Annotated in this window: 24 protein-coding genes and 1 tRNA gene; 7 read left to right on the plus strand and 18 right to left on the minus strand. The window is 37.4% G+C overall.

Translation table 11 applies throughout. The features are described from left to right. Positions 1 to 79: 79 nt before the first annotated feature. Together BEN71_RS02515 and BEN71_RS02520 are read right to left on the minus strand one after the other, a co-directional pair. Positions 80 to 1,975: a monovalent cation:proton antiporter-2 (CPA2) family protein gene (locus tag BEN71_RS02515; RefSeq protein ID WP_068973780.1), complete on the minus strand. Its 1,896-nt coding sequence runs from the start codon at positions 1,973 to 1,975 to the stop codon at positions 80 to 82. Between the two features lie 166 nt (positions 1,976 to 2,141). Then, positions 2,142 to 2,765, minus strand: a complete 624-nt coding sequence (locus tag BEN71_RS02520) for a class I SAM-dependent methyltransferase (protein WP_068973779.1) — start codon at positions 2,763 to 2,765, stop codon at positions 2,142 to 2,144. Between the two features lie 182 nt (positions 2,766 to 2,947). Here BEN71_RS02520 and BEN71_RS02525 point away from each other — a divergent pair, with 182 nt between their 5' ends. Then, positions 2,948 to 3,538 carry a hypothetical protein gene (locus BEN71_RS02525; RefSeq protein ID WP_068973778.1) on the plus strand — a complete coding sequence of 197 codons (591 nt, stop codon included), beginning with the start codon at positions 2,948 to 2,950 and terminating at the stop codon, positions 3,536 to 3,538. Positions 3,539 to 3,618: 80 nt separating this feature from the next. After that, on the plus strand, positions 3,619 to 4,026 hold the full coding sequence (locus BEN71_RS02530; protein ID WP_068973777.1) for a protease inhibitor I42 family protein: 408 nt from the start codon (positions 3,619 to 3,621) through the stop codon (positions 4,024 to 4,026). A 108-nt stretch (positions 4,027 to 4,134) separates the two neighbouring features. Here BEN71_RS02530 and BEN71_RS02535 read toward each other — a convergent pair whose 3' ends face one another. Together BEN71_RS02535 and BEN71_RS02540 are read right to left on the minus strand one after the other, a co-directional pair. Then, on the minus strand, positions 4,135 to 4,656 hold the full coding sequence (locus BEN71_RS02535; protein WP_068973776.1) for a hypothetical protein: 522 nt from the start codon (positions 4,654 to 4,656) through the stop codon (positions 4,135 to 4,137). A gap of 33 nt (positions 4,657 to 4,689) precedes the next feature. Beyond that, the gene (locus BEN71_RS02540; protein WP_068973775.1) at positions 4,690 to 5,466 is read right to left on the minus strand and encodes a class I SAM-dependent methyltransferase; all 777 of its coding nucleotides are present in this window, start codon (positions 5,464 to 5,466) and stop codon (positions 4,690 to 4,692) included. A 115-nt stretch (positions 5,467 to 5,581) separates the two neighbouring features. Here BEN71_RS02540 and BEN71_RS02545 point away from each other — a divergent pair, with 115 nt between their 5' ends. Further along, positions 5,582 to 6,844 carry a hypothetical protein gene (locus BEN71_RS02545; protein WP_068973918.1) on the plus strand — a complete coding sequence of 421 codons (1,263 nt, stop codon included), beginning with the start codon at positions 5,582 to 5,584 and terminating at the stop codon, positions 6,842 to 6,844. Positions 6,845 to 6,867: 23 nt separating this feature from the next. Here the strand turns inward: BEN71_RS02545 and BEN71_RS02550 are convergent, their stop codons facing one another. Then, complete coding sequence (locus tag BEN71_RS02550) at positions 6,868 to 7,299, minus strand: hypothetical protein (RefSeq protein WP_068973774.1); 432 nt, start codon at positions 7,297 to 7,299, stop codon at positions 6,868 to 6,870. A 147-nt stretch (positions 7,300 to 7,446) separates the two neighbouring features. Beyond that, a complete protein-coding gene (locus BEN71_RS02555; protein ID WP_068973773.1) occupies positions 7,447 to 8,565 on the minus strand; it encodes a fatty acid desaturase in 1,119 nt (372 codons plus the stop codon). 82 nt (positions 8,566 to 8,647) lie between these two features. Between BEN71_RS02555 and BEN71_RS02560 the strand changes: the two genes are divergently transcribed. Both BEN71_RS02560 and BEN71_RS02565 read left to right on the plus strand, forming a co-directional pair. After that, a complete protein-coding gene (locus BEN71_RS02560; RefSeq protein WP_068973772.1) occupies positions 8,648 to 9,346 on the plus strand; it encodes a TetR/AcrR family transcriptional regulator in 699 nt (232 codons plus the stop codon). A gap of 64 nt (positions 9,347 to 9,410) precedes the next feature. Beyond that, positions 9,411 to 10,364 carry a 2-hydroxyacid dehydrogenase gene (locus BEN71_RS02565; protein WP_068973771.1) on the plus strand — a complete coding sequence of 318 codons (954 nt, stop codon included), beginning with the start codon at positions 9,411 to 9,413 and terminating at the stop codon, positions 10,362 to 10,364. A gap of 15 nt (positions 10,365 to 10,379) precedes the next feature. Here BEN71_RS02565 and BEN71_RS02570 read toward each other — a convergent pair whose 3' ends face one another. From BEN71_RS02570 to BEN71_RS02625, 10 genes are all read right to left on the minus strand, one after another. Then, complete coding sequence (locus BEN71_RS02570) at positions 10,380 to 11,045, minus strand: hypothetical protein (RefSeq protein WP_068973770.1); 666 nt, start codon at positions 11,043 to 11,045, stop codon at positions 10,380 to 10,382. Between the two features lie 194 nt (positions 11,046 to 11,239). After that, the gene (locus BEN71_RS02575) at positions 11,240 to 11,947 is read right to left on the minus strand and encodes a hypothetical protein (RefSeq protein WP_068973769.1); all 708 of its coding nucleotides are present in this window, start codon (positions 11,945 to 11,947) and stop codon (positions 11,240 to 11,242) included. A gap of 296 nt (positions 11,948 to 12,243) precedes the next feature. After that, positions 12,244 to 12,627 carry a hypothetical protein gene (locus BEN71_RS02580; RefSeq protein WP_068973768.1) on the minus strand — a complete coding sequence of 128 codons (384 nt, stop codon included), beginning with the start codon at positions 12,625 to 12,627 and terminating at the stop codon, positions 12,244 to 12,246. Between the two features lie 756 nt (positions 12,628 to 13,383). After that, the gene (locus BEN71_RS02590; protein ID WP_171404983.1) at positions 13,384 to 13,782 is read right to left on the minus strand and encodes a hypothetical protein; all 399 of its coding nucleotides are present in this window, start codon (positions 13,780 to 13,782) and stop codon (positions 13,384 to 13,386) included. Positions 13,783 to 13,790: 8 nt separating this feature from the next. Continuing rightward, entirely contained in the window at positions 13,791 to 14,384 is a 594-nt protein-coding gene (locus BEN71_RS02595; RefSeq protein WP_068973765.1) for a DUF6036 family nucleotidyltransferase, read from the minus strand. Then, positions 14,384 to 16,453, minus strand: coding sequence for a glycine--tRNA ligase subunit beta (gene glyS / locus BEN71_RS02600; protein ID WP_068973764.1), 2,070 nt, complete (start codon positions 16,451 to 16,453; stop codon positions 14,384 to 14,386). The genes BEN71_RS02595 and glyS overlap by 1 nt, the downstream gene beginning before the upstream one ends. Then, positions 16,453 to 17,430 carry a glycine--tRNA ligase subunit alpha gene (gene glyQ, locus BEN71_RS02605; protein ID WP_068973763.1) on the minus strand — a complete coding sequence of 326 codons (978 nt, stop codon included), beginning with the start codon at positions 17,428 to 17,430 and terminating at the stop codon, positions 16,453 to 16,455. The genes glyS and glyQ overlap by 1 nt, the downstream gene beginning before the upstream one ends. A 549-nt stretch (positions 17,431 to 17,979) precedes the next feature. Continuing rightward, positions 17,980 to 18,414 (minus strand): hypothetical protein, encoded by a 435-nt coding sequence (locus BEN71_RS02615; RefSeq protein WP_068973761.1) that lies wholly within the window; start codon positions 18,412 to 18,414, stop codon positions 17,980 to 17,982. A gap of 84 nt (positions 18,415 to 18,498) precedes the next feature. Continuing rightward, positions 18,499 to 19,911: an SLC13 family permease gene (locus BEN71_RS02620; protein WP_068973760.1), complete on the minus strand. Its 1,413-nt coding sequence runs from the start codon at positions 19,909 to 19,911 to the stop codon at positions 18,499 to 18,501. Positions 19,912 to 20,007: 96 nt separating this feature from the next. Further along, on the minus strand, positions 20,008 to 20,766 hold the full coding sequence (locus BEN71_RS02625) for a sulfite exporter TauE/SafE family protein (protein WP_068973759.1): 759 nt from the start codon (positions 20,764 to 20,766) through the stop codon (positions 20,008 to 20,010). A gap of 286 nt (positions 20,767 to 21,052) precedes the next feature. Between BEN71_RS02625 and BEN71_RS02630 the strand changes: the two genes are divergently transcribed. Further along, entirely contained in the window at positions 21,053 to 22,156 is a 1,104-nt protein-coding gene (locus BEN71_RS02630) for an HPP family protein (protein WP_068973758.1), read from the plus strand. Between the two features lie 86 nt (positions 22,157 to 22,242). Here BEN71_RS02630 and BEN71_RS02635 read toward each other — a convergent pair whose 3' ends face one another. Next, complete coding sequence (locus tag BEN71_RS02635; RefSeq protein ID WP_068973757.1) at positions 22,243 to 22,503, minus strand: PspC domain-containing protein; 261 nt, start codon at positions 22,501 to 22,503, stop codon at positions 22,243 to 22,245. A gap of 408 nt (positions 22,504 to 22,911) precedes the next feature. Here BEN71_RS02635 and BEN71_RS02640 point away from each other — a divergent pair, with 408 nt between their 5' ends. After that, the gene (locus BEN71_RS02640; RefSeq protein WP_227542647.1) at positions 22,912 to 23,526 is read left to right on the plus strand and encodes a hypothetical protein; all 615 of its coding nucleotides are present in this window, start codon (positions 22,912 to 22,914) and stop codon (positions 23,524 to 23,526) included. Positions 23,527 to 23,618: 92 nt separating this feature from the next. Here BEN71_RS02640 and BEN71_RS02645 read toward each other — a convergent pair. After that, positions 23,619 to 23,694, minus strand: a tRNA-Lys gene (locus BEN71_RS02645). Positions 23,695 to 24,007: the final 313 nt, after the last annotated feature.

The raw sequence follows: 24,007 nt of genomic DNA on the forward strand, positions 1-24,007 counted from the left end.
AAATCCCTGTTTAGATGGTGGCGATATTATAAATCACAAGTTTATTTTGTACTAAAACTTGATGGCTTTATATGTACGATCAGTTTTCATCATCACGAATAATATGAAAACGATCCTGCTTTTGCTGTAGTGCTTGAGTTTTCGGCTCTGGTCGCTCCAAACCTGATTCGTCCAAATCAGGGTCATCTTTGTACTGCTCTGGATTTTGGCTATCCACTTGGGTATCACTTTCAAATAGATGTTCAAGCTCTGAAATAAAATCACGGTAGCTTTCAAAGACTTTTTGTTCATCGGTAAAAATACGTTGTTGCCGTGCTAAAAGTTCTTCATCGTAATTTCTAAACAGTTCAACGCTATTATAAGCATCTTCTTTACTGACGCCTAATTCACATAAAGCACGATAGCCCATACCCAAAGACGTTAAGTATGTTTCACGCCAGATGTGTTTAACCCCGACATCACGAAGCAAATGCATGTGATAACGGTCACGTGCGCGAACCAGTAATGTTAGGCTGGGATAATTCAATAAAATATGGCGCGCAACATTCATTGAGTCTTCCACATCATCAATGGCAAGTACAAAAACCTTGGCTTGCTCGATGCCTGCGGAACGTAATAAATCAGGTTGTGTTACATCGCCATAATACAATGTGCCACCATAGCGACGGACAAAATCAATTTTTTGCAGATTATTATCAATTGCGGTAAATCGAAAATGACGAATACGTGCCAAACGAGCAATGATTTGCCCAACACGACCAAAACCTGCAACGATCAGTGCAGGGTGATCATTGGGAATTTCATCATATTGAGGTTCAGTATTTTTATTGAGTAAAGGCAAAATCCAAGTGGAAACGACCCAAAATACAACGGGTGTAAACACCATTGATAGCGTCACAACCAATGTAATCGGTTCCATGATGGCATCTGTGAGGACTTTTTCACTTTTGGCGACATTTAACACCACAAATGCAAATTCACCCCCTTGAGCCAAACAGGTTGCAACCATCAAGCTATTTGACCAACTCATCTTCTTCAATCGTGCAATCGCTGTCATGACGAGCATTTTGATGAGGATCAACCCTATTGCACCACCAACGATGAATAAGGGCATATCCACAATCAATGAGATTTGCGTGGTCATTCCCACAGTCATGAAAAATAGACCGAGTAACAAGCCTTTGAAAGGTGCAATACTGGCCTCTAACTCATGACGAAACTCAGAATCTGCTAGAAGCACGCCTGTGAGGAATGCGCCAAGTGTGGTGCTAATGCCCAAAGTGTCCATGAGTAAAACCACACCGAGGACAATGAATAATCCAACAGCAGTAATCAGTTCTGTCGCGCCACTTTTTGCCACAAAGCGGAAGAAAGGGCGCATCACATAGCGGCTAAATAAAAATAACCCTGTAAATGTGGCAATGATCGCTGCGAAATAAGCAACACCATGATGACTGGATTGACCACCTGCGAGCATTGGAATCACAGCAAGCAGTGGAATCGCCGCAATATCTTGAAAGAGTAAAATTGAAAAGGACTGCTGACCGTGTGTGGTGTTGAGTTGTTGTTTTTCTGCAAGCAGTTGCAGTACAAATGCTGTTGATGAAAGTGCCAGTGCAAAACCAATCACAAAGCTCGCGGAAAGGCTTTGTTGCAACACGAGGAACGTGGTTCCCATGAGCACAATGCCAGTTACTATGACTTGTAAGCTTCCCATCACGAAAATCGATTGGCGCATTTCCCACAATCGTTGAGGACGTAATTCTAAACCGATCAAGAACATCAGTAAGATTACGCCGAACTCTGCAAGGTGCATGATTTCTTCAGGATCATTGGCAATATTAAATACGCTTGGACCAAGTAATATTCCTGTAAATAAGTAACCAAGTACTGTTGCAATACCGAGTTTTTTCCCGAGCGGAACGAGAATGAGCGCGGCGCCAAGAAATAGCGTGATTTGGAGTAGCAGTGACATGCACACCTGTCCTTAATTTTTTTCTTTCTAAGACAAGTGTAACTTGATTTTGTTAATAACTTTGCATTTTTTGCGTGGAGTTTATGAGACCTCAACGAAATGGATTTATTGTATCGTAGAGGTCATTGAGCTTGTGATGAATAGAAAATAAGCAATGAGAGAGGTATTAAACTTTTCGTGCTCTTGCCATGAACATACGCCGTCCGACTTTTGGTAAATCTTCAGCATCAAAATAATATTTCTCAGCAAATTTAAAATTGGCATTTAAAAGTTCAAGCTCAATATTCCGATTCAAATGGCAACCATCTGCAATAACTTTTTGTACAGGTGTCAAAATATCCTGCAATTTTTTGAGCGTGTTGTTATCGTTATATTGTACATGTTCAATCAAATGAAACGTTCCATTTGGTTTTAGAACACGACGAACTTCCTGAATAGCTTGGTTTAAACCTGCAATACTGCATAAGGTCCAAGTGCTGACTATACTATCGAGTGAGTTATCTGCAAAAGGTAACTTTTCGGCACTGGCTTGAATATGTTGTACATGAAAAGGTGCTTCGGAGACACGTTTATGCGCAAGTTGGTAAACATCTCGATTGGGTTCAAGCGCGTAGAGCTGATCGACAGCTTGATAAAAAGGTAAATTCAAACCTGTACCAAAACCAATTTCCAGCACTTCACCGTGTACTTTACGCAGTAACTCTGCACGACCATCCATCATACTTGGGGTTTGCATAATTTGATTGAGTAAATGCGGGAAAATGCGTTGCTGGTAAAATTTATAGATCATCGTTTTAGACTGTTGTATTTGTATTGATTCGATTCTAACCAAAGCAAGCGTGGAATATAAGACAAAAATATGACGAAATCGCTGTATTTTGTTACTTAATCTCGATATTTATTTTAAGTTTTTATGTGAATAATGCAGTTATATTGATGAAAAATGTACGTTGTGGTGAATAGGAGTATGCGATGAATAAAAAGTTAATCTTTGCAGGATTGTTGGCATTGAGTGCTTTTCAGGTTCATGCTTTTCAATCGACAACATCTGCACAGAAAGTTGCAATAAATCCTGCGTTCAATATCGCCAATGGTTTAGCGCCAACTGAACAGCAACAGAAAATTTCAGTATTAGAGCCATTTCGTGGTGAATTTCGTATTTTAGGCTCAAAAGAATATAACGATGATGAGCAAGCAAAGTTTTCACCGATTGATTATGCAGTAACGCGTGGTTTGTTTACTCATCCAGAAATTGCACGTCAGATTTCTATTAATCAATACGATCGTTATTTAAATTGGCAAATGGCGAAGCCACCGATTCCTGCACAGTATGCCACCCAGTTGGTGAGTAATATGCATATCATTCCTGCTAATCCAGAAATTGCTAAAGAAATCAAAAAAGTAAAACGTGGTGACTTGGTGCGTTTGACTGGTGATTTGGTTCAGGTGAATGACAAAGATTTGGTGTGGAAATCTGCACTCGATTGGAATGGCGTCGGGGATGGCGCATGTAAATTGATTCGTGTTGATTCAATTAAGTGGTTAGAAAATCAAAAACTCTAAATTCAAATTGAGCCAAAGCTGAGATGATGCTAAGTTATTGGCTTAATTTTAGGCAATATTTATAACAAAGAGTTTGAAGAATGAAAGGTTTAGCGTGTGTGACCATGTTGGTATTGGGTTTAGGATTGACCGCTTGTCAAAGTTCCAATGCGCCTAAGAATACGAGAACACATGAATATACGCTCAAACAAAAGTGCCCAACTTTGATGGATATGAAAGTGGGTGATGTACTTGTGTTTAATGCACCTGAAAATCCAAGCACGGGTTATCAGTGGCAATTGTTGCAACCGTTGAAAATTTTTAAAACTGAAGAAACGTATACGCAGAATGAAGTAGAGCAGGGTGCTGTCGGTGTCGGTGGGACAAAAACTTTCCGCTTTAGTGCTGAAAAACCTGGACAGGATTATATTGAGCTAGTTCATATTCGTGCATGGGAATCGTCTAAGCAACCTGATCAGCAATGGCGTTGTCGTATTCGAGTGTCATGATTTTTAGATAAAACATAGACAGATGTTAAAAAGCCCTATTTGATTATAACCAGTAGGGCTTTTTTAATGGATAGTCACAGGGAAAAATAGATAAATAATCTGACGAAACTATGATTTTTTCTCAGTTTGATTTTTCCAATGCTGTAATTGCTTCTGAGCTTGCATATATTCGTTTATTCCTTGAACCGGTTGTTTTGCTTCTACTGATGAGTTTTCTTTGAGTTGTTTTTGCTGCGCTTCCCAAGAGCTATAGAGTAAACCTTGGATATAACGTCCTTGCTCGGTATGTAAATCTAATTCTTTGAGCATGTTGAATGCGGATTGAATATTATCCTGACGGCGACTGAGTTCAAATTCAGGGGTTAAAGAGCCATCTTGTTGCATTTTTATGATTTCATTTTCCATTTCATCACTTAAAGCTGAAAATTGATTATTGAAATTAACTAATATTTCAATATCTTGTGAATCATGTTCTGTTGCAGGGAATTCTTTGATTGGTGTTGCATCTAGTTGTTGTTCAACTTTGTTTTGTGGATCTGTTTTTGTTGCCTCTTGTTCAGGTGATTTATGACATGCACTGAGGATTAAACCAGAACAGAGTAAGGTGATGATTGGCAAAGCGGTTTTCATATTGGCATCCTGAAATGATAAAATTAGGGTATCTTAATCTTGCTTTATAAAACTATAAACATAGGTTGTATAGGGAAAATCAATCTCATCTTCAGCACATTTGCCTGTATATTCAAACACTATTTGTTCGAATCGTTGTTTGAGTTTAAGTTGTTCCGCATCCGACATTGCAGCGATAAAACTGGTGGAAAGTAAACGTTTACTCACGACATTTTCCACTGTACCTGTTTGTAACTGGGTAAAGGTTTTGCTACTGACCAATTCAAATAGTGATTGATCCTCAAAGACCTGTTTCCATTGTCCACTGTGGTAACGAGGTGTGTCACCTTCCATGGTGGCGAGCAAATCTGCCAATGCTTTGACCCAATCGACATTTTCATCACGTTGATTCCAGACCAGTCCGAGATGCCCTTGTGGTTTTAAAATACGATGAATTTCAGTGAGGGTTTCAGTATTGGCAAACCAGTGAAATGCTTGAGCGCACAAAACAGCATCAACACTGTTACGATCTAGTGGAATTTGATCACTCTTGGCTTGAAGCGTTTGTACATCAGGATGTACTATTTTCAACTGTTCCAACATTTCTGTGACAGGTTCGACAGCTGTGACATTTGGTGTGGCTTGTTTTAGATAGGCTAAGAATTTTCCTGTGCCTGAACCTAGATCAATCGCAGTGGAATGAGGATTGAGTTTTAAGTCATCCTTTAACCAATCAACCACTGCTTGTGGATAATTTGGTCGTACTTGTTGATAAAGTTCAGCAGCAGAACTGAAACCTTTTTGAGCAGCAGGATGTAAGGAATGTGTCATATTTTGCGCTTTTTTATCTGACCAGACTCTATAAAATATGACACTTGAAGCAATGAATAGGCAAGTGCCAATTCATTTAATTTCAGCCAATGAGAGAGCTTTGCTCGGTGTGCGAATGGATAAGCAAATAATTTTTGAAGACGAACATATCAGAGCAATCTATTTACAAGGAAGTGCCGACACACTGGTTCTGTCTTTTGGGGACTTGATCACCCGTGCCAAGGGTACGTCGATCAATGCTGAAAAGTCTTTGATGAAATATGATTATGCTGTGGTAGGCATCATGCCGAAGCAAAAATCATGGTTTCCTGCTTCAAGCATGACAGCTTTGCTTGAGCACATTACGCCAATTTTAAAACAGTATAAAAATATCGTCGGTTATGGTGGTTCGATGGGGGGCTACGCTGCAATCAAATATGCGCGTGCTTTGCAAATGAATCGTGTGGTGGCGATGGTGCCACAGTATTCAATTGATCCAACAGAAGTTGAAGATAAACGCTATACCGACTTTTATGATCCTGAGCTAAATTCAGATATGCGTATTCAGGCGAAAGATATTGTTGCTGAGTGTGAATATATTATTGTCTATGATCCTTATTTCGAACATGACAAAGAGCATTATTTAAAAATAAAACCGTTAATTCCTCAGTTACATACTTTGCATTTGCCTTATACAGGACATGATGCGATTGCGGTGTTGGCAAACTCTGCATTACTACACGATTTTATTGAACGTCCTTATGATCAGACTTATTTTTATAAGCAGATTCGTGAGGTGAAGAAAAACAGTAAATTTTATTATCGTAGTGTGATTGCGCATTTACTCGGAACACATAACGAAGCTTTAGGGAAAATTTTAAAAGGTTCAGATATTCAATTAGACAGTGCTTTTTTTGATGCCAGTTTAAAGCAGACCATTACCCGTATTTTACTCACCAATAAACGTGTCGATGAGCAAGATCTACAAAAGTTAGGGATTCAGGTTAATTTTGCCTTTGAGGATAAATCTCAACTTAAAGATAGTTATGGCAATATTCTAGTGTTCAATGTGATTACACAAAAACTGGAAAGTTATGATCAGCAAGTGATTGATGTGAATGGTAAATACATTATTCCGCTACATGTTGAAAATAATGGATTGGCGCAGGTTGAGATTAAGAAACAAAACTATTTGATTTGTATGAATGACCGCCGTGTCACCAAGCTATTTAAACACGATGATGCTTTGTCTTTGGATATGAATCCAATCGTGATCAAAAAGACCACGGACTTTTATGTGCTGAGTTATAAAAACTTTTATATGAGTTGTGATATTCAAGGACAAGTCAGTTTTGATGATGAAAGTTTGAATGAGTTCTGTCACTTTAAGATTGCTTAAAGTGACATGTTTTAGCGTATTGTTTAGGTACATTGCTTGAGATAAGTGCTAGGAAATAATGACTTAAAATATTTATACCGTTTTAGCATTTCAGCATCAGTCAATGGATAAACTTCACTTGAACTTTGATAAATACCAGTAACAGCGCCTAAAGAACCTTCTTCCCCTTTCTTATAGCGATATTGGAAAGTCTTACGTGTTGCTTTATATAATGTTTGATTGTTAAAGTAATAATTGTAAATATGCTGTTGATTAGATAGGTAAAACTTAGCTTCGATTCGACAACCTTGTTCTATTCGAATGAGTTTGAAATAATTACCTTCATCAGTATGGATGTCCTCGTTATCTAAGTTATCAATAGATTGCAAAACTTTTTCACTTGCAGAAACATTTGTTGCACATACACAAAAGCAAAGTGTAAATATGGATAGTGGTTTGAGTATTTTAAAATTCATTTTTTATGGTGATTCGACTGTGGTGCTTAGATTTTATTCAATCTAATATAAAGCCAAACCAATCGATTTAAAATAAAAAAGAGAGCACATGCACGAGCCCTCATCAATCGGAAAGTTCCTTACTTTTTTATTTATTGTTGTTATTTCTCATGATTTTCCTGATTCAAATCTACGGTTAGCACGTTTGAATGTACCAAAGTCATTAAAACGCACGCCATTTTCTTTCATCACTGGGTAGCAGTCCTGTGCAATCGCTTGGCGGATATAGAACGGATCACGTACCACAAAGTGATGGATTGCATGTGTACCTGCAAAATTAAAACAGAAAGCTTGTAAAGGTTTCATGCGCCAATCTGTCCACACTTGGCATTGCTGAACGATATTGCCATCTTCAACATCACCGTAATAATGCATATTTGAGCTGGTGAAATGTAGACTCAGTGTTCTGAGGAAATTCGGTGCAGCAATACTGACGGCATAGAACTTGGTTGTCTTATCCGCCAATTTCCATAGTTTATTTTTAGGTTGCTTTATACCAACCGCTTTCATTGCCAGTTTTGCAACTGACATTAGTAAAAAACCATGCCATAAAGCATAGTGAATATGCCCCAAAGGCGTATAACCTGATGAAACTTTGGCTTTTAATTTTAATTTTTCAGTTTTTGTTAAGTTTTTCTGGGCATTAACATAGCGATTGGTGGTTTTCATCATGGTGATTGGGCGTAGATAAACCGCCAACATATTGTCACCAGTCATGATCAGACGTTTAAAGCCCCATTTGTCACCATTGTTAATACCACGTTCTTCAAGATCACTCTTTGTGCCAGATGACTTGTGATGATGCATATGAATATCACGACGAATCCACGGGCTGATGGTACTTGGACGGAACATATAGACCGCACCCATCATCAAATTATGCATATTTTTATTTTTACGGAAATACATTTGGTGAATCAGATCATGCTCAAGTTCATGCAAGATTGACATCCAAAATGCAGAAAGTGGAACTGCCACATACCAAGGCATTTTCCCTCTAGCGTATTGTGTTATATTGAAAATAATTCCAGTGACAGTTAGGGTTAAAATACCCAGACCAATTTGATCTTGGTGCTGAACTAACCACGGATGACGTTCACGTAATTGATCACCGACCTCTAAAATCCCTTTACGGATTTTTTGATTGCGTAATGCATCTTCTGGATCTGCAAAAAGTTTAATTTTGCTTTGTTTTGACATTTTTACATCGGAAAGGGGTAAATTCATTTCCGTTTTCCTCTATATTTTTTGTATGACTGCAAGGAAGATATAAAACCAACATTTGTTGGATTTTTAAAGAGATTAGCTGATGATCAAAATACCGTCAACATCTGTATTAAAAAAAGTGACGAAGAAAGTGAACAAGCCTAAACAAGAACGTTCACAAAAACGTATGGAAACGATGTTAGAAACAACTGAAAAATTGTTGTTATCCATTGGAATTGAAAAGATTTCTATTCCTGAAATTGCCAATGCTTCTGGCGTGCCACGCACCAGCATCTATCAATTTTTTCCGACGAAATACGATATTTTACGTCATATTGCACTGGCGCATTTGAATGATTTGGTCAAGCAATTGGGGCAAACTGCTGTACGAGTTCTGACTGAAAACCCGAAAGCCAGTATTGATGAATACGGACGATTATTGACTGAAAGTATGATTCGAGCGACGGCTAAATTTTTTAATGAATCTGAAATTGCCAGCTTATTGATTCTGAGTGGCCCATTTACACGACAGGCTTATTTGGAATATCAAATTGAATTGAAAAAGGTCAGTGAGGGCGTTCGTAAAGCGCTTGAAATGATTAAAGTGGATAATTATGTGCCACAACAGCCAGATACCTTAACCATCCTTATGGAGTTGATTTTTACTTGTATGAAACATGGTTACTATAATGAAAGTTATATTTCTGAAGCAATTATTCAAGAAGCCTATCGGATGGCAGTTGCCTATTTAACGGCATTAAAAAATAGATCTTTTAACTTTATTCCTACAACAGTTCAGTAGCTTGTGATAAAAACCTGATATATTTCATACTTGTAGTTTTGTATGTTTAGAACAAGGAATGTAAATGAAAGCTGTATTTTTAGATTATGAATCTTTAGATAAAAATGACTTGGATTTTAGTGGGCTAAAATCAGCTTTTGATGATCTTGAACTATATCCTGCGACAACCACAGATCAGGTGTTTGCACGGGTACAAAATGCTGATGTGATTATCACCAATAAAGTCGTTGTCGATGCGTCGATAATTGAACAATGTCAAAATCTTAAGCTGATCTTGATCTCTGCAACTGGAACAAATAATGTTGATTTATTCGCAGCGAAATCAAAGGGAGTCGTGGTCTGTAATTGTCAAGGTTATGGCACGTCTGCGGTAGCACAGCATACACTGACATTGATGTTAGCTTTAGCAACTTCATTATTAAAATATGATCGTGCAGTCAAACAAGGTGAATGGAACACATCGCCAATTTTCTGTTTACTTGATTTTCCTATTGTCGAACTCTCAGGGAAAACTTTGGGGATCATTGGCTACGGAGAATTGGGCAAAGCTGTTGCCAAGTTAGCAGAAGCATTTGGTATGAATGTCTTGGTCGGTGCTTTGCCGAATCGTCCGCAAAGTGAATCACGTATCCCATTTAAACAGTTGTTACCTCAAGTAGATTTTTTGAGTTTACACTGTCCATTGACCGATGAAACTCGAGATTTGATCGATCATCAAGCATTTGATTTGATGAAGCAATCAGCATTTCTGATCAATTGCGCAAGAGGTGGTATTGTCAATGAGCAGGCTTTAGCGGATGCTTTACGACAAGGAAAAATTGCAGGGGCAGCTACAGATGTGTTGTCTGTAGAACCGCCAAAGGATAGTAATATTCTACTTGCTGAGGATATTCCAAACTTAATTATCACACCACATAGTGCGTGGGGCAGTGTCGATGCACGTCAGCGGATTGTGAATCAAATGCTTGAAAATGTTGAAGCATTTAAACAAGGTAATCACACTCGCCAAGTGAATTGACGATTGATTTTCACCTTATCTCGGGACACCAGAATCATCATCTGTTGAATCTTTTGCACTGCTTGTACTCGAATTATTGGTTGTTGTATCACGCTCATTCGAAGCATTTGGTGTAGCATTATTTTCGATTGGCAAAGATTGCTTTTTAATCTCTGGTTCTTCTTGTGCATTTTGTACATTGTTTTGAGGAAGTGGAATTTGCTGAATCGGTTGTGTGCTGATCGGTGCTTCCTGAACAATCGGTGCAGTATAAGGCACAGTATTATTTTGACTTGGATTAACGGTTGTTGAAGATTGGCTTAAACTACCTGATTCAATCGGAATGTTATAACTGTTTTTTCCTGTGATTCTATCTTTGGTTTGTTCCACTTTTTTGACAGCAGTATCGATGCCTTGACGGGTATTGTCACGCGCAATAGTCGCCTGTTCAGTGGTATAGTTTTTGGTATTTTCAATCGTCGCATCAAATGACGGTTTAATTTTTTGAATGCCTTTTTCAGTCGCAGTGCCAACTTTTTCAGCTGTATTTTGCACGGCTTCACTGGTTTTATGTGCTAAAACTCTAAAAATATTCGGATTATCACCATAGGCTTGGTTTTGATTTGCGCTATCCGTTTGAGCATAGAGTGATGGTGCTGTGATTACAGCGATCATAAAACATGCACTTTTCATCATCTTCATTTCGTTGTTCATCCTTCACTGATGAGACTTAGCTATGAGCTAAATATATTGTTGTTATCATACTGTTTTATTTATATAAAATGTTTGGTAGTTAGAAAAAACCTACAGCAAAATACATAAGGATACATAGTTGCCAAAATGTTGAAATTAAAAAAAACTCACCGAAGTGAGTTTTTTCATGTGCCAAATATAGATTATTTAGTGCCTGCATTTGCATTGGCAGATACACCAACTTTAGCACTACCTACAGGGGTTTTGACTTGAGCATTGGTATTTACTTTCGCACCTGCTTGAGATGATTTAGGTGTGACTGCTTTTTTGGCTTTCTTCAATGTTTTCTTGGTGTTATCTTTTGCTTTTGAACCAAGTTCTTTGGTATTTTCCCAAGCGCCTTTGCTTGCTGTTTTGCCTTTTTCAACACCTGTTTCAACTTCGCTACCTACTTTGTTCGCAGCTTCTTTTGTACCTTCCCACGCATTGCCTGAAACTTCACGGGTTTTGTCTACGCCAGTTTCTACACCTGCGCCAACTTTACCTGCTGCATTTTTTGTACCTTGCCATGCATCTTTAGATACATCACGGGTTTTATCTACACCTTTTTCGATGCCTGTTCCTACTTTATCTGCTGTATTTTGGATGCCTTGACCTGCTGAATGGGTTGCGTCTTTTGTACCTTCCCAAGCATTTCCTGAGACTTCACGAGTTTTGTCTACGCCTTTTTCAATGCCTGCACCGACTTTATCCGCAGTGTTTTGGATGCCTTGACCGATGTTGTGCAGTAGACCACCTTGGGTATTTACATTGGCTTCTACTGATGCGTTTGCACCTACATTTGTATTGGCAAAAATAGAGCCACTTGCTAGAAGTGTGCTTACGAGTACTGTTGTTTTAAGCATTTTCATAATTCGTTTTATCCTGTGCTTGATTCTGTTTCAAGTTTTGAGTCATGCCCATCTTAATGTTAAAAATGGTTTTGAATAGCGCTTGAGATAAAACAGCAACAGCTTAGCTACAGAATTTTAACAATTATGTAAGATTTGTGAATAAGATTGAGCTGATTTAATTTTTTATGCCTTTGTTATTACAGATGTTTTAATTTTGGCTAATTTTTATTTTTTACAAAGCTAACTTTTGAAAATATTGTTCATCCTCGCTCTTTTGAATATTTTGAGGAGGATGAACGTATTGTTTTATGTGCTTATATGCACTTTTCTAGGTTTGCTGTTTTGAAATTCTTTTTCAGTAATTCAAAGTTTTTCACTTTTTCAGCATCGTTTGGATCAAATACAGTTTGTTTGTTTTCTACTTCGGCATCGATATTTGAAAATGCTGAAATGAGTTGATCACCTTTAAAGATCCAGTGTTCTGTGGCTTTGCCTGTTTCAAAGTTGCCTGTAAATTCGATCACGCAGTTGTCAGTTTGTTTGATCAGGCGAGCAAGGTTGTGTTTAGTACTTGGTTCAGCAGAGATGTTTTTGTGCTGTTCTAAGATGACAGGGGCGTTGGGATTTGTTGGTGTCGTTGAGCAAGCGGTGATTGAGGAAGCGATCAAAATAGTAGAGAAGATAGTTTTTGCATTCATTGCTTTTGGTCTTGGCTGAATCTAATGGATTGATTTTATACAATCCATTGAGAAGATTCAGGTTTATTTAGTTTTAGATTGTTACTTTTACTCTATTTTAAAAATCTAATTTGAAGTATTTATACTGAATTAATAAAAAATTATTGAGTAAAAAAAGTATAAAAAAGGAATACTTGCTAAAAATATGATTAAGATAGATTTACGATTTTTAAATTTAACTTTGTAGAGTATTGAAAAGTACACAGCAGTATAAAATAGTATTGTAGTAAGGATGATTCGTAAAATTAATTCATGACGTAGAAAGGAAGTATCTGCAATATATACCATTGCAATTGTACATAGTGTGCCATAAATACATCCAAGTAGAATTTTACCTATATAAATAGTTTCTTCATTACTTTCAGACTTAAGATTACTAAGACCAATTAGGGTTATTAACAATGAGGAGAATGCAAATAAAGCACAAATAAACAGATCTTCCACAACAGACATTTCTCGTTGTCTTGAAATATATGGTGCATATTCTTGCCATTGAATTGAAAAAATAACTGTAATGATATAAAAAATAATAAGATACAAATCATTTTTATAATACGTTGTTAAACTAGACATTATTTATTCTTAATATTAAAAAATCCTACTTATTTAAGCAGGTTTTTCATTTTATTTCAAACATTTAGCTTGGTGCTGAAACGGCGAAATATCCGCAACACTTATAAAGAAATCACGTAACTGCGCAAGGATACAAAAACATTTTTAAGTAAATGATTGCTGATGATGACGTGTTTGTAAGCTAAGTAATTGTGGCTTGAGATGATTTAAATCTTCATCCAAACCAAGTTTTTTAGCGAGAGGGTCAGTTGCAAAAGTATTCTGTAAAATATTTGAGGATGTGAATCGTTCAGATAAATTCGTTGAATAGGCTTTTAATTGAGTACGTCTAAACACAGAAGAACATGAATAACGACTAAATTTTTCCAATAAAAAAACTAATCGACGTGTTTCTAAAGCATTGAGTTTAGAAAAAGCAGTAGGTAAAAATTCTGAATATAGCAAAGCTTCAGCCACAGGTTTAACTTCTTCAAAAGTTGCAGAACTTAAAGAATGTGCAAGTAATTGTTGTAAAGCTATTTCAAACTCATGCTGATTCATCATCCTCTCACTTATTCAGATAGCTCAGATAACAACGAAATCATATAGCGAATATTCGATTCCAATTGTTCAGGAGTCGCATAATAATCTTTAGCATTATTCGCTGAAATTTTAAACTGATCAAGTGAAAATTTTTTGAGCTGAAATAGGATTCGAATATCTTCAATATCTCGATCAGACAGCCGTGCTAATTTTGAAATAGCCAGATCAAGCGCTGAAACCAAATAAACTTCTACAATATTTTCAATGATGAGAGGAATAGTGCGGTCAATATAATCAGGATCAATAGAAGCTAAAGCGGTGTTAAAACCACGATCAAATTCTAAATTCGTTTCTAAATTATTTTCATCAATATATTCGATATCATTTTGTTCAAGAAAAATGATGATGTCTTCTTTTTTTAATAAAGGAATTGCTTGAATTTCAGCATCTACATCATTGCTACCACGAGCATTGGTATGGATATGAAAAGCACAACCACCAAAAATATAAGCTTTTACAGCGCCATAAGGTAAATTTTGATGATTCGTAGAAATATAATTCTCAAGCTCATGAAAGAGCTTGAGAATCGCTTTACTCATTGGAGAATGAGTAAAGATTTCCATTAGTGCTGCAACACCGAAATATCCGCAACACTTGTAAACAAATCACGCAACTGTGCAAGGATACGCAAACGGTTTGCTTTCAACTCAGCATCTTCCGCCATGACCATAACACTGTCAAAGAAAGCGTCAATTGGTGCACGTAACGCAGCAAGTTTAGACAGCGCTTCGGTATAATCTTTTGCAGCCAAAAGCGGTTGAACCACAGGAAGCAATTTTTGAATCTCTGCATAAAGCGCTTTTTCTGCATCTTCAATCAATTTAGATTCAACGATTTCACCAGCCGGTGCAGCTTCTTTCGCCAAGATATTCGCAACACGTTTATTCGCAGCAGCAAGTGCAGCCGCTTCAGGCAAGTCACGGAAATGATTCACTGCATTGACACGCTTATCAAAATCTAAAGGAGATTTTGGAGAAAGCGCTTGAACGGCTTGAATTACATCAACCGCAACGCCTTGATCTTCGTATTTTGCACGGTAACGACCTTCAAGGAATGCAACAGCATCCGCCAAAGTCTTGTCATGATCTTTAATCACATCGCCATACGCAGTTAAAGCAAGCTTGATGAGTTCTTCAATCGAAACATCAAGATTGTTTTCAGTCACTAAACGTAAGATACCAATCGCAGAACGACGTAAAGCAAACGGGTCTTTCGAACCTGTCGGTGCTTGACCAATCCCGAAAATACCTGTGAGCGTGTCTAAACGGTCGGCAAGGGCAATGGTTGTACCAGTTTTAGTTTGTGGTAAAACATCACCTGCAAACTTAGGCAAATATTGCTCACCTAAAGCTTCCGCAACTTCGTCATTTTCACCTTCAATACGTGCGTAGTAAGTGCCCGCAATACCTTGAAGTTCTGGGAATTCACCCACGAGCTCAGATGTTAAGTCACATTTTGCAAGTAAAGCTGCTTTTTCAGCATCAGTAGGGTTTGCACCTGTGATTGCAGACAAAGCCACAGCCAATTTTGCAATACGTTCAGATTTATTCCAAAGCGTACCCAATTGAGCTTGGAACACCATATTGGCTAATTTTTCTTTACGAGATGCAAGCGGTTGCTTTTGATCCTGTAAGAAGAAGAATTCAGCATCAGACAAACGAGGACGTACAACTTTCTCATTCCCTTCAATGATTTGAGTCGGATCTTTAGACTCAATATTTGAAACAGTAATGAAGTAAGGTTGCAGTTTATTGTCCGCATTCACCAAACAGAAATACTTTTGGTTGTCTTGCATTGTTGTGATTAACGCTTCTTGCGGAACAGCAAGGAAACGTTCTTCAAAACTTGCACGAAGCGCAACAGGCCATTCAACCAATGCAGTCACTTCGTCACGAAGATCACTTGGTACAATCGCAATCGCATTCACTTCATCAGCAAGTGCTTTAACTTGTTGGTCAATGATCGCTTGGCGTTCTTCAAAAGACGCCACAACATGTGCTGCTTTTAGTTTTGCTAAATAGTCTTCTGCATTTGCCAATGTAATTGCTTCAGGCGCATGGAAACGATGACCATACGTCACATTACCTGCTTGATGATCCTGAATGGTTGCATCAACAACATCATTGTCTTTTAACAATACAACCCATTTTACAGGACGAACAAATTCAGTACGGCTTGCCGCTGAACGCATACGTTTTGCAATTGGAAGATTATCCAAAGCTGTTTGCAAAATTTGTGGCAATAAAACGTCAAGGCTTTGACCTTTCACATCTTTCAAATAACAAACTTTTTCAACTTTACCTGCTTGGAAAGTGGTTACTTGATCTACAGTGATGCCTTGACCACGCATAAAGCCTTCAAGTGCTTTAGTCGGGTTGCCTTCAGCATCAAAAGCCGCTTGTTTTGCAGGACCATCGAAACGTTTTTGTGTATCTGCTTGCGCACCATCAACATTGACAATTTTCAATGCTAAACGACGAGGAGCTGCATAAGCTTCGATAGACTCAAACGCTAAGCCTGCATCATTTAAGCCTTTTACAGTTTCAGCTTGTAATGCATCACGTAAAGTTTTTAAGCTTTTTGGTGGTAATTCTTCACAGCCAAGTTCGAATAAAACGGTATGTTTAGACATTACTTATTCTCCTCAGCTTTTGCTTCTGCTTCAACTTGTGCTTTTAACTGTGCCAATACTTCATCACGTAAGTGTGGTTCAGCCATAGGGAAACCAAGTTTTGCACGTGCTGCCACATAACTTTGTGCAATAGAGCGCGCCAAAGTACGAACACGTAAAATATAGCGTTGACGTTCAGTTACAGAAATTGCACCACGAGCATCGAGCAAGTTAAAGCTGTGTGATGCTTTGATGACTTGTTCGTATGCAGGAAGTGGAAGTTCAGCTTCCATTAAGCGAGTTGCTTCAGCTTCATAGAAATCAAACAATTCAAACATTTTTTCGACGTTGGCATATTCAAAGTTATAAGTCGATTGTTCAACTTCATTTTGATGGAATACATCGCCATAAGTCACAGTACCAAATTGACCTTTAGTCCAAACAAGATCGTAAACAGAATCTACACCTTGTAAGTACATTGCCAAACGTTCAAGACCGTAAGTGATTTCACCAGTCACTGGGTAGCATTCAACACCACCAACTTGTTGGAAGTAAGTGAACTGAGTCACTTCCATACCGTTTAACCAAACTTCCCAACCTAAGCCCCATGCACCAAGTGTTGGAGATTCCCAGTTGTCTTCAACAAAGCGAATATCGTGGACGAGTGTGTCGATGCCGATTGCTTTTAATGAATCTAAGTACAACTGTTGAATGTTGTCTGGGTTTGGCTTAAGTACCACTTGGAATTGGTAATAGTGCTGTAAACGGTTTGGGTTTTCACCATAACGACCATCTTTCGGGCGACGTGACGGTTGAACATATGCTGCGTTCCATGTTTCAGGTCCAAGCGCACGTAAGAATGTTGCAGTGTGGAATGTCCCTGCACCCATTTCCATATCGTAAGGTTGTAACACGACGCAACCTTGTTCAGCCCAGTAGTTTTGTAAGGCAAGAATTAAGCCTTGGAATGTATCAATATGCGATATGGCGCGACTCATGCAGCATCCACTATAAGTATTAGAAAAATTGGTTCTAAGTATAAGGATTTTGGGGGAGAGTGGCAAAGGCTCTGCTTAGTTTTTATCGTTTAATTTAAGATTTGAAAGTTTTAAAAAGTGAACAATGCTCAGGAAACTTATAATATTGAATAGGCTAAAAATATAGAGTGGAGGGAAGTAGGCTAAATCAGCATGTGTATTCGTATTATTGGCTAAAAAATCGTATACATAACATAGTACTGTGATTGTTGTAGCCATAAATGTGATTGCGAGGCTATTGAAAAAATTGTGTTTAATGAGTTTTAAACAAAGCCAATAAAAAATAGGGCAACAAATAAAAATGTAGATTGCAAGAAAAAGGCTGAAAAAGATGGATAAGCTGCCTAAGGCTTCTAAAATGTTATAGTCATAAAATAATCCCTTATAAAAATAAAGGAGAAAGGCTAAATAAGGAATTGGTGTTAGGAATAAAGCTGTGATCAGTTGATGCTTTGTGATTTGAATATTATTCATAGTGTTTTTGAGGTCTTTTATAAACATTCATAAATCTCAATATCTTGTTGTTTCATTTCTTTGTCTATTTTCTAATAAATATAAAATTCCCCAATAACAACATCCAACAAACATAGCTAAACAATAGAAAAACCAATCCGTAAAAAGTTTCCAAAACGGTGTGGGAAGTGTGCCTGTAAATAAAAGATAACCTATCATTGAAACAATAGCCCACATCAACCAAGAGCCAAAGATAATACTAAAGAACGTCAGTCGATTTTTACGAGAAAGTAATACCGATATTGCATAACTGATCGGGACTGTAACCACGCAGTACGAGAAATAAATTAGTAGCGTAACTCCTAAAACAGTCAAAATTGCTTGTAAGTTATATTCATGATTCATCACAATAAATAAACAAGCCAAGATGACCAATAAAGCGATCGGTGCTAAGAGAAGAGCTTTTAAAATATATTTTGGATGAAATTGCATAGAAGCATCCTTTATTTGATGCCCGTTGAATTAAAACTAGACATCCAAATGGATGTCTAGCGGTTATATATTTGTTTCTAAAGCTTATATAAAGAACCAATATACAAACAAAGAAACAATAAATATGCACAGAATATTCAGTACAAAACCAACTTTCATCATTTCACTTTGTTGAATATGTCCAGTACCAAATACAATAGCATTCGGTGGAGTTGCGACAGGAAGCATGAATGCACATGAAGCACCAATCCCGATTACAATAACCAAGATTTCTTTAGGCATCCCCATTTGATCTGCAATCGCTGCAAACACAGGAACCAATAGTGCGGCAGAAGCGGTATTACTGGTAAATTCGGTCAGGAAGATAATAAATGTTGCGACAACAAAAATAATTAGTAAAGGTGAAGCATGCCCAAAAGCATTCGCAAGCGTTTCACCCAATACCAAAGAGCTTCCTGAATCCTTTAAAACAGCACTTAAAGTTAATCCCCCACCAAAAAGGAACAATACGCCCCAGTCAGTGTTATCAGAAATTTGTTTCCATGTGGCAGTACCTAACACAACCACAAAACAAGCAGCGAGCACAGCAATCCAAGTATCAGGTTGGCTGATGTTAAAGATATCAGTTAATTTTTTACTAAAAATCCAAGCCAATGCAGTACATAAGAATAAAATCATGGTGGCAATACGCGTGCCAGTCCATGGAATATTTTCAGTTGAAAATTGAACTTTATGATTGAGTTTTGGACGTAGTACAAGATAAAGGCTAACCAGCATTGCAGGTAAAATGATCAGCATCATTGGTAAACCGATTTTCATCCATTCAGCAAAGTCATAACCTAAGGCTTTAGCTGCAATCGCATTCGGTGGTGAGCCAACTACGGTACCTAGCCCACCGATACTCGCTGAATAGGCAATCCCTAATAAAATAAAGACAAAAGTTTTACGTTCTTTTGCTGCATCCAAATGTGACAGTAAGCCCATTGCCAAAGGTAACATCATGGCTGCGGTTGCTGTATTGGAAATCCACATCGACAATACTGCTGTGACGATAAAGATCGCCAAAACAGAAATCCCTAGATGACCGCCAGATAATGAAATAATCCACATCGCAATCTTACGATCAAGTTTTTGGATATGTAGCGCTGTTGCGAGTGCAAAACCACCAAAAAATAGGAAAATAATCGGATCTGCAAATGTTGCTAAAGCCGCTTGAGTGGTAATCGGCACTATTTCACCAGCTTTCATCATTGGCATTGCAAATAAGACTGAAAGTACTGGAACTAATAAGGCAGTAATGGTGATGTGAATAGCTTCAGTGAGCCATAAAATTCCAATAAATGCGAGTAGTGCTAAACCTTTATTGGCATTTTCATCATAAGGTAAAACCTGAAAAAGGGTATACGCCAACACTGCTGCAATTAGAATAATGATCCAACCTTTTATCATGCCTTTTGGCATGACATTGGTGGGTGTTTGTAAATTGCTAGGATCCATAAGCAAAGCTCCTTAGGTTGTTTTCGTCCAAAAAAATCATTCGTTGAATTGTGAAAATAAATAATATTTAAAATATTAAGTTATTGTTTTATATTGCTAAAACAGTAAATACGCTTGCCAAAGTGCATTACAGCCCAATAAACTAAGTAAGACCAAAACAATTTTCTTAAACAATTTTTGGGAGATATGCTGCCGAATTTTGCTTCCAATCCATGCAAATAAAAGACAAATGACGCAAATCAATACTAATAGCTTATTTTGAACTTCATTAAAGGTCAAAATAACAGGATAGAGAATAATTAACTGAATCAGTTTACTGACAATAAAACTCAAATTGCTAATAATGACAACTTCATCTTTAGAATGTTCAGAACTAAGCAAGTACATCATTAAAAATGGAGCCATCGCATTGGTTGCACCACCTATAACGCCAGCAAATAGTCCAAAAATCAGCATATTGGTTGGTGTTGTTGCAATATGGAGGGGCGTTTTTCGAAGTTGATCGGCAATATAGAATAAAATTACACTGCCTAAAGCCAGTTTAAGGTATTGCTCTGGAATTTTTAATAGCAGATGGACACCAATATAACTCCCAATCACACTGCTGAGAATCAGCATCCAGTTTTTTTGAAGAATAAGGGTAATGCTTTTAATAAAACCTTGAGAATCATTGGTTTTAAGCATGAATATATTCAAAATAAGACAAGGGATTAGGACTAGGGCAACTGAGGTACTTAATGAATAGATTGAGGATAATGCTGCAGTACTGATCATGGGGAAACCCATGCCACTTAGTCCATGTAAGATGGCAGCAATACCGCAAAGTAAAAGTGCTATCACATCGGTTCTATTCATTATATTTCCATTGGATGCACTGCAAAATTGGAAAATAATGTTATACATTAGAGCACTTATTAAAGTCAAAAAAGCACGAAGTGGTTCACGTAAAAGTAATATGAAAGCTCATTCTCTTAGGATGCTTTATTTCTCATGGTTTGAAAAGAGAGGTGTTTTATTCTGAGTAATGGTGCCTATAAATGACCTGAGATATTATAAAAACCAATAAAGGTGTAATAGTAATATATCTTTTCCTAAGAAATTCGTACAATTGTATCTCTAAGTGTAATAGCAAAGGAACGACGTGTTTCATACCCAACTTGAATGGTTAAATACCTTAAAACCCAATTTTAAAGTTTTACCGCTAAAAGACCGATTGTTGTGTGGACTCGGCGCATTACTGGGCTTGGCAATATCTTCACTTATCAGTTGGTATGTACTCGGTGACTTTAACGCATGGTATATCGCACCAATGGGAGCTTCATCCGTATTGCTCTTTGCTGTACCTGCAAGTCCATTGGCACAACCGTGGAATATGGTGGTGGGGAATACAATTGCAGGGATTATTGGGGTAACTTGCGCACTATTTATTTCCAATCAAACAGAAGCATTTAGCATTGCAGTTGCTTTAGCAATCTTTCTGATGATGACTACAGATTCATTGCATCCACCAAGTGGTGCTGTTGCGATTACGGCTGTATTGGGAGGAGAGTCAGTTCACCAGCTGGGCTACAACTTTATTTTCTATCCTGTTTTATTAAATTCTGTTTTATTGCTGGTTGTGGCGATTATTTTCAACCGTTTGTTGGGGAAACAATACCCACAAGTTGCACAAGTCAATACACGTTCCAAAGACCCAACCCCGACACAGAAAGTCACTATTCAACCTCAAGATATTCAAGAGGTTTTAGAGCATCAAACTCAGCTTTTGGATATTAGTGAATACGATCTACAAAAAATCATTTTAGAAGCACAAGAAAAAGCCAATGCTCGAAATGTCAGTCAATATCTTTGCCAAGATATTATGACCAAAGATGTGATTAGTTTAGATGAGCAAGATGATATTCATAAAGCCTTAGATAAATTTAAAAAAGTGAATTTGATGAGTCTGCCTGTGATCAATTCACAACATGAATTGGTTGGAACATTGGCACTTTATGACGTCGTGGAGTGGTTTAAGCGTGCGGCAGATCCTCGTGCATCATGGGAGCATCTGGTTAAACAAATCATGAATCGCAAAGTGATCACTGCACAACCGCAACAACCCATTCAGGACTTAGTGCCTTATTTTGTTGAGCGATCATTTAACTATATTCCTGTGGTCGAACAGCAAAAACTGGTGGGGATCATTAGTCGTGCAGATATGATTGCTGTATTACAACAGCAGTTAAATCAATCTAAACTTTAATTGAGAATAAAAAAAAGCTACAGCAGTTTGGGGGAACTGGTGTAGCTTGAAAAAGGGAAACTATTTAAAATTTAAAACTGTTGAAATTAATGCGTTTTCTCTTCGTAAATGGTACGCGTAGGGCGTTGGTAGCTGTATGTGCTATCTAAGCGTAAATCTTGTTTTGGTATTAGCAACCAAAGAATTAAATAGACAAGAATCCCTGGAAAAGCCGCACTCATACATGAAACAACAACGAAGATAATTCGTAATAATGTCACATTCCAACCAAAACGTTCAGCAATACCGCCCATTACACCGGCGATCATATTGTGTCGGTTAGAACGATATAAACCAGAATTGGCCATTTAACTCTCCTTCAGTGATTTGTTATCAATCATTCTATAAATGAATCTTGATAATTTAATAATGGGACTTTTACTGAATTCTTCAAGTGAATCACACATTAATTTTGTTAATGCTATGTAACAATAAAGATTTATACCATCCAGAGTATTCTAAAAAACGAAGTAAATATAAGCATTATTCGGCGGAATAGATCAGTTTTTTATACTTTTGTAAAAAATAACCGCTTAAGATTTCGAGAAATGTGACAACACCCTAAAATATACAGATAAATATGAATATTTGATGTGTATCGCAGTTGTGCTTTGCCAAATGGGTAAATCTGTCGATTTAATTGTTGGGTTTTTTGATTTATGTATGTTGTATTCAATGGAATAAATTTTGTTCGAGTGATGACATTCAGTTGCTGTGTGGCACTTACTGCATGTGATTCCTCAACAACAAATAATAAACAAGATCGTTCGGGTTCAGCGAGTTCATCGAATGACGTGCTTAATCAGGGAGCGTTGACGCAACATGATGAAGTGCAGCATGGGAAAAAGCTCACTGAAGTGGCTGGGCAGGCGACTTTACCCACGGCTTCAGAAGTCAATGCTCTAGATCAACCTTCAGAAATGATGACTCCAAAAGCTCAGCAGCTTGTTGGGCGTTATCATGTGCAAATTAATTGTGAAGACCCATTTGCAATGTGTGATCAAGGCAATTCAGAATTTATTATCAATTTATTGCCAGATGGTACTGCACATAGAACCCTTGTTTATATGGGGAAAATGACTTATGAAAATAATGATATTAAGTCGAATCGATCTTATCAAAAAAATACATGGGCCTATGATGAAGCGAATCGAGAGATTATTGTGAATCGTATAGAAGGCATTCAATTTTATTATAAAGTAGATGCACACAAGAATTTAGTTATGGATTTAGATAAAATCTTGAACGGTACTGAAACAAATAAAGTGTATTTTCAACAAAATAATATAGCACCAACCAAAGCTTATGTATTGACACGATTTGATCAATAATAAGATAAAGCATTATTGTATTTAAAGTAAGAAAATTATTTTAGAACGAATGAGGCAGATGTGAATATCTGTTTTTATTGAGAATAAAAATATGGTGGGTTGTGTGGGGTTCGAACCCACGACCAATAGATTAAGAGTCTACTGCTCTACCAACTGAGCTAACAACCCTGAGTGAGGATGAGTGAAACAACGTTTCACCCGAACGCAAGAGAAAATCTATGATTTTCTATCGATATATTACAAAGCCCATTGTTTTGTATGAAAAGCTAAAGAGCTTTTTGCAAGACAAGCGAAGCGCGTAGTTTTGAATACTAGAGAATATTTGTTATCTAACATTTTGAATGTCAAATACTTGATCTAGTAAGACAAGAATAATACTTTGCAACATCGATGTAGCAAAATTTCGAGAATGGCGAAGCATCTGAAAGGAGATGTTTGGTCTTGGTCGGAACTTGCAGGTTTCGTTTCTATGGTTGTACTG

It is taken from the genome of Acinetobacter wuhouensis (assembly GCF_001696605.3).
GTDB lineage: Bacteria > Pseudomonadota > Gammaproteobacteria > Pseudomonadales > Moraxellaceae > Acinetobacter > Acinetobacter wuhouensis.

What these genes read in the sequence shown, in the direction of transcription:
- BEN71_RS02625 (WP_068973759.1), bottom strand. Translation starts at nt 20,766, where the DNA reads ATGAATAGAACCGATGTGATAGCACTTTTACTTTGCGGTATTGCTGCC.
- BEN71_RS02620 (WP_068973760.1), bottom strand. Translation starts at nt 19,911, where the DNA reads ATGGATCCTAGCAATTTACAAACACCCACCAATGTCATGCCAAAAGGC.
- BEN71_RS02555 (WP_068973773.1), bottom strand. Translation starts at nt 8,565, where the DNA reads ATGAATTTACCCCTTTCCGATGTAAAAATGTCAAAACAAAGCAAAATT.
- glyS (WP_068973764.1), bottom strand. Translation starts at nt 16,453, where the DNA reads ATGTCTAAACATACCGTTTTATTCGAACTTGGCTGTGAAGAATTACCA.
- BEN71_RS02525 (WP_068973778.1), top strand. Translation starts at nt 2,948, where the DNA reads ATGAATAAAAAGTTAATCTTTGCAGGATTGTTGGCATTGAGTGCTTTT.
- BEN71_RS02635 (WP_068973757.1), bottom strand. Translation starts at nt 22,503, where the DNA reads ATGGCCAATTCTGGTTTATATCGTTCTAACCGACACAATATGATCGCC.
- BEN71_RS02515 (WP_068973780.1), bottom strand. Translation starts at nt 1,975, where the DNA reads ATGTCACTGCTACTCCAAATCACGCTATTTCTTGGCGCCGCGCTCATT.
- BEN71_RS02530 (WP_068973777.1), top strand. Translation starts at nt 3,619, where the DNA reads ATGAAAGGTTTAGCGTGTGTGACCATGTTGGTATTGGGTTTAGGATTG.
- BEN71_RS02575 (WP_068973769.1), bottom strand. Translation starts at nt 11,947, where the DNA reads ATGAAAATGCTTAAAACAACAGTACTCGTAAGCACACTTCTAGCAAGT.
- BEN71_RS02565 (WP_068973771.1), top strand. Translation starts at nt 9,411, where the DNA reads ATGAAAGCTGTATTTTTAGATTATGAATCTTTAGATAAAAATGACTTG.
- BEN71_RS02550 (WP_068973774.1), bottom strand. Translation starts at nt 7,299, where the DNA reads ATGAATTTTAAAATACTCAAACCACTATCCATATTTACACTTTGCTTT.
- BEN71_RS02545 (WP_068973918.1), top strand. Translation starts at nt 5,582, where the DNA reads ATGGATAAGCAAATAATTTTTGAAGACGAACATATCAGAGCAATCTAT.
- BEN71_RS02595 (WP_068973765.1), bottom strand. Translation starts at nt 14,384, where the DNA reads ATGGAAATCTTTACTCATTCTCCAATGAGTAAAGCGATTCTCAAGCTC.
- BEN71_RS02535 (WP_068973776.1), bottom strand. Translation starts at nt 4,656, where the DNA reads ATGAAAACCGCTTTGCCAATCATCACCTTACTCTGTTCTGGTTTAATC.
- BEN71_RS02570 (WP_068973770.1), bottom strand. Translation starts at nt 11,045, where the DNA reads ATGAAGATGATGAAAAGTGCATGTTTTATGATCGCTGTAATCACAGCA.
- BEN71_RS02590 (WP_171404983.1), bottom strand. Translation starts at nt 13,782, where the DNA reads ATGATGAATCAGCATGAGTTTGAAATAGCTTTACAACAATTACTTGCA.
- BEN71_RS02520 (WP_068973779.1), bottom strand. Translation starts at nt 2,765, where the DNA reads ATGATCTATAAATTTTACCAGCAACGCATTTTCCCGCATTTACTCAAT.
- BEN71_RS02540 (WP_068973775.1), bottom strand. Translation starts at nt 5,466, where the DNA reads ATGACACATTCCTTACATCCTGCTGCTCAAAAAGGTTTCAGTTCTGCT.
- glyQ (WP_068973763.1), bottom strand. Translation starts at nt 17,430, where the DNA reads ATGAGTCGCGCCATATCGCATATTGATACATTCCAAGGCTTAATTCTT.
- BEN71_RS02615 (WP_068973761.1), bottom strand. Translation starts at nt 18,414, where the DNA reads ATGCAATTTCATCCAAAATATATTTTAAAAGCTCTTCTCTTAGCACCG.
- BEN71_RS02580 (WP_068973768.1), bottom strand. Translation starts at nt 12,627, where the DNA reads ATGAATGCAAAAACTATCTTCTCTACTATTTTGATCGCTTCCTCAATC.
- BEN71_RS02560 (WP_068973772.1), top strand. Translation starts at nt 8,648, where the DNA reads ATGATCAAAATACCGTCAACATCTGTATTAAAAAAAGTGACGAAGAAA.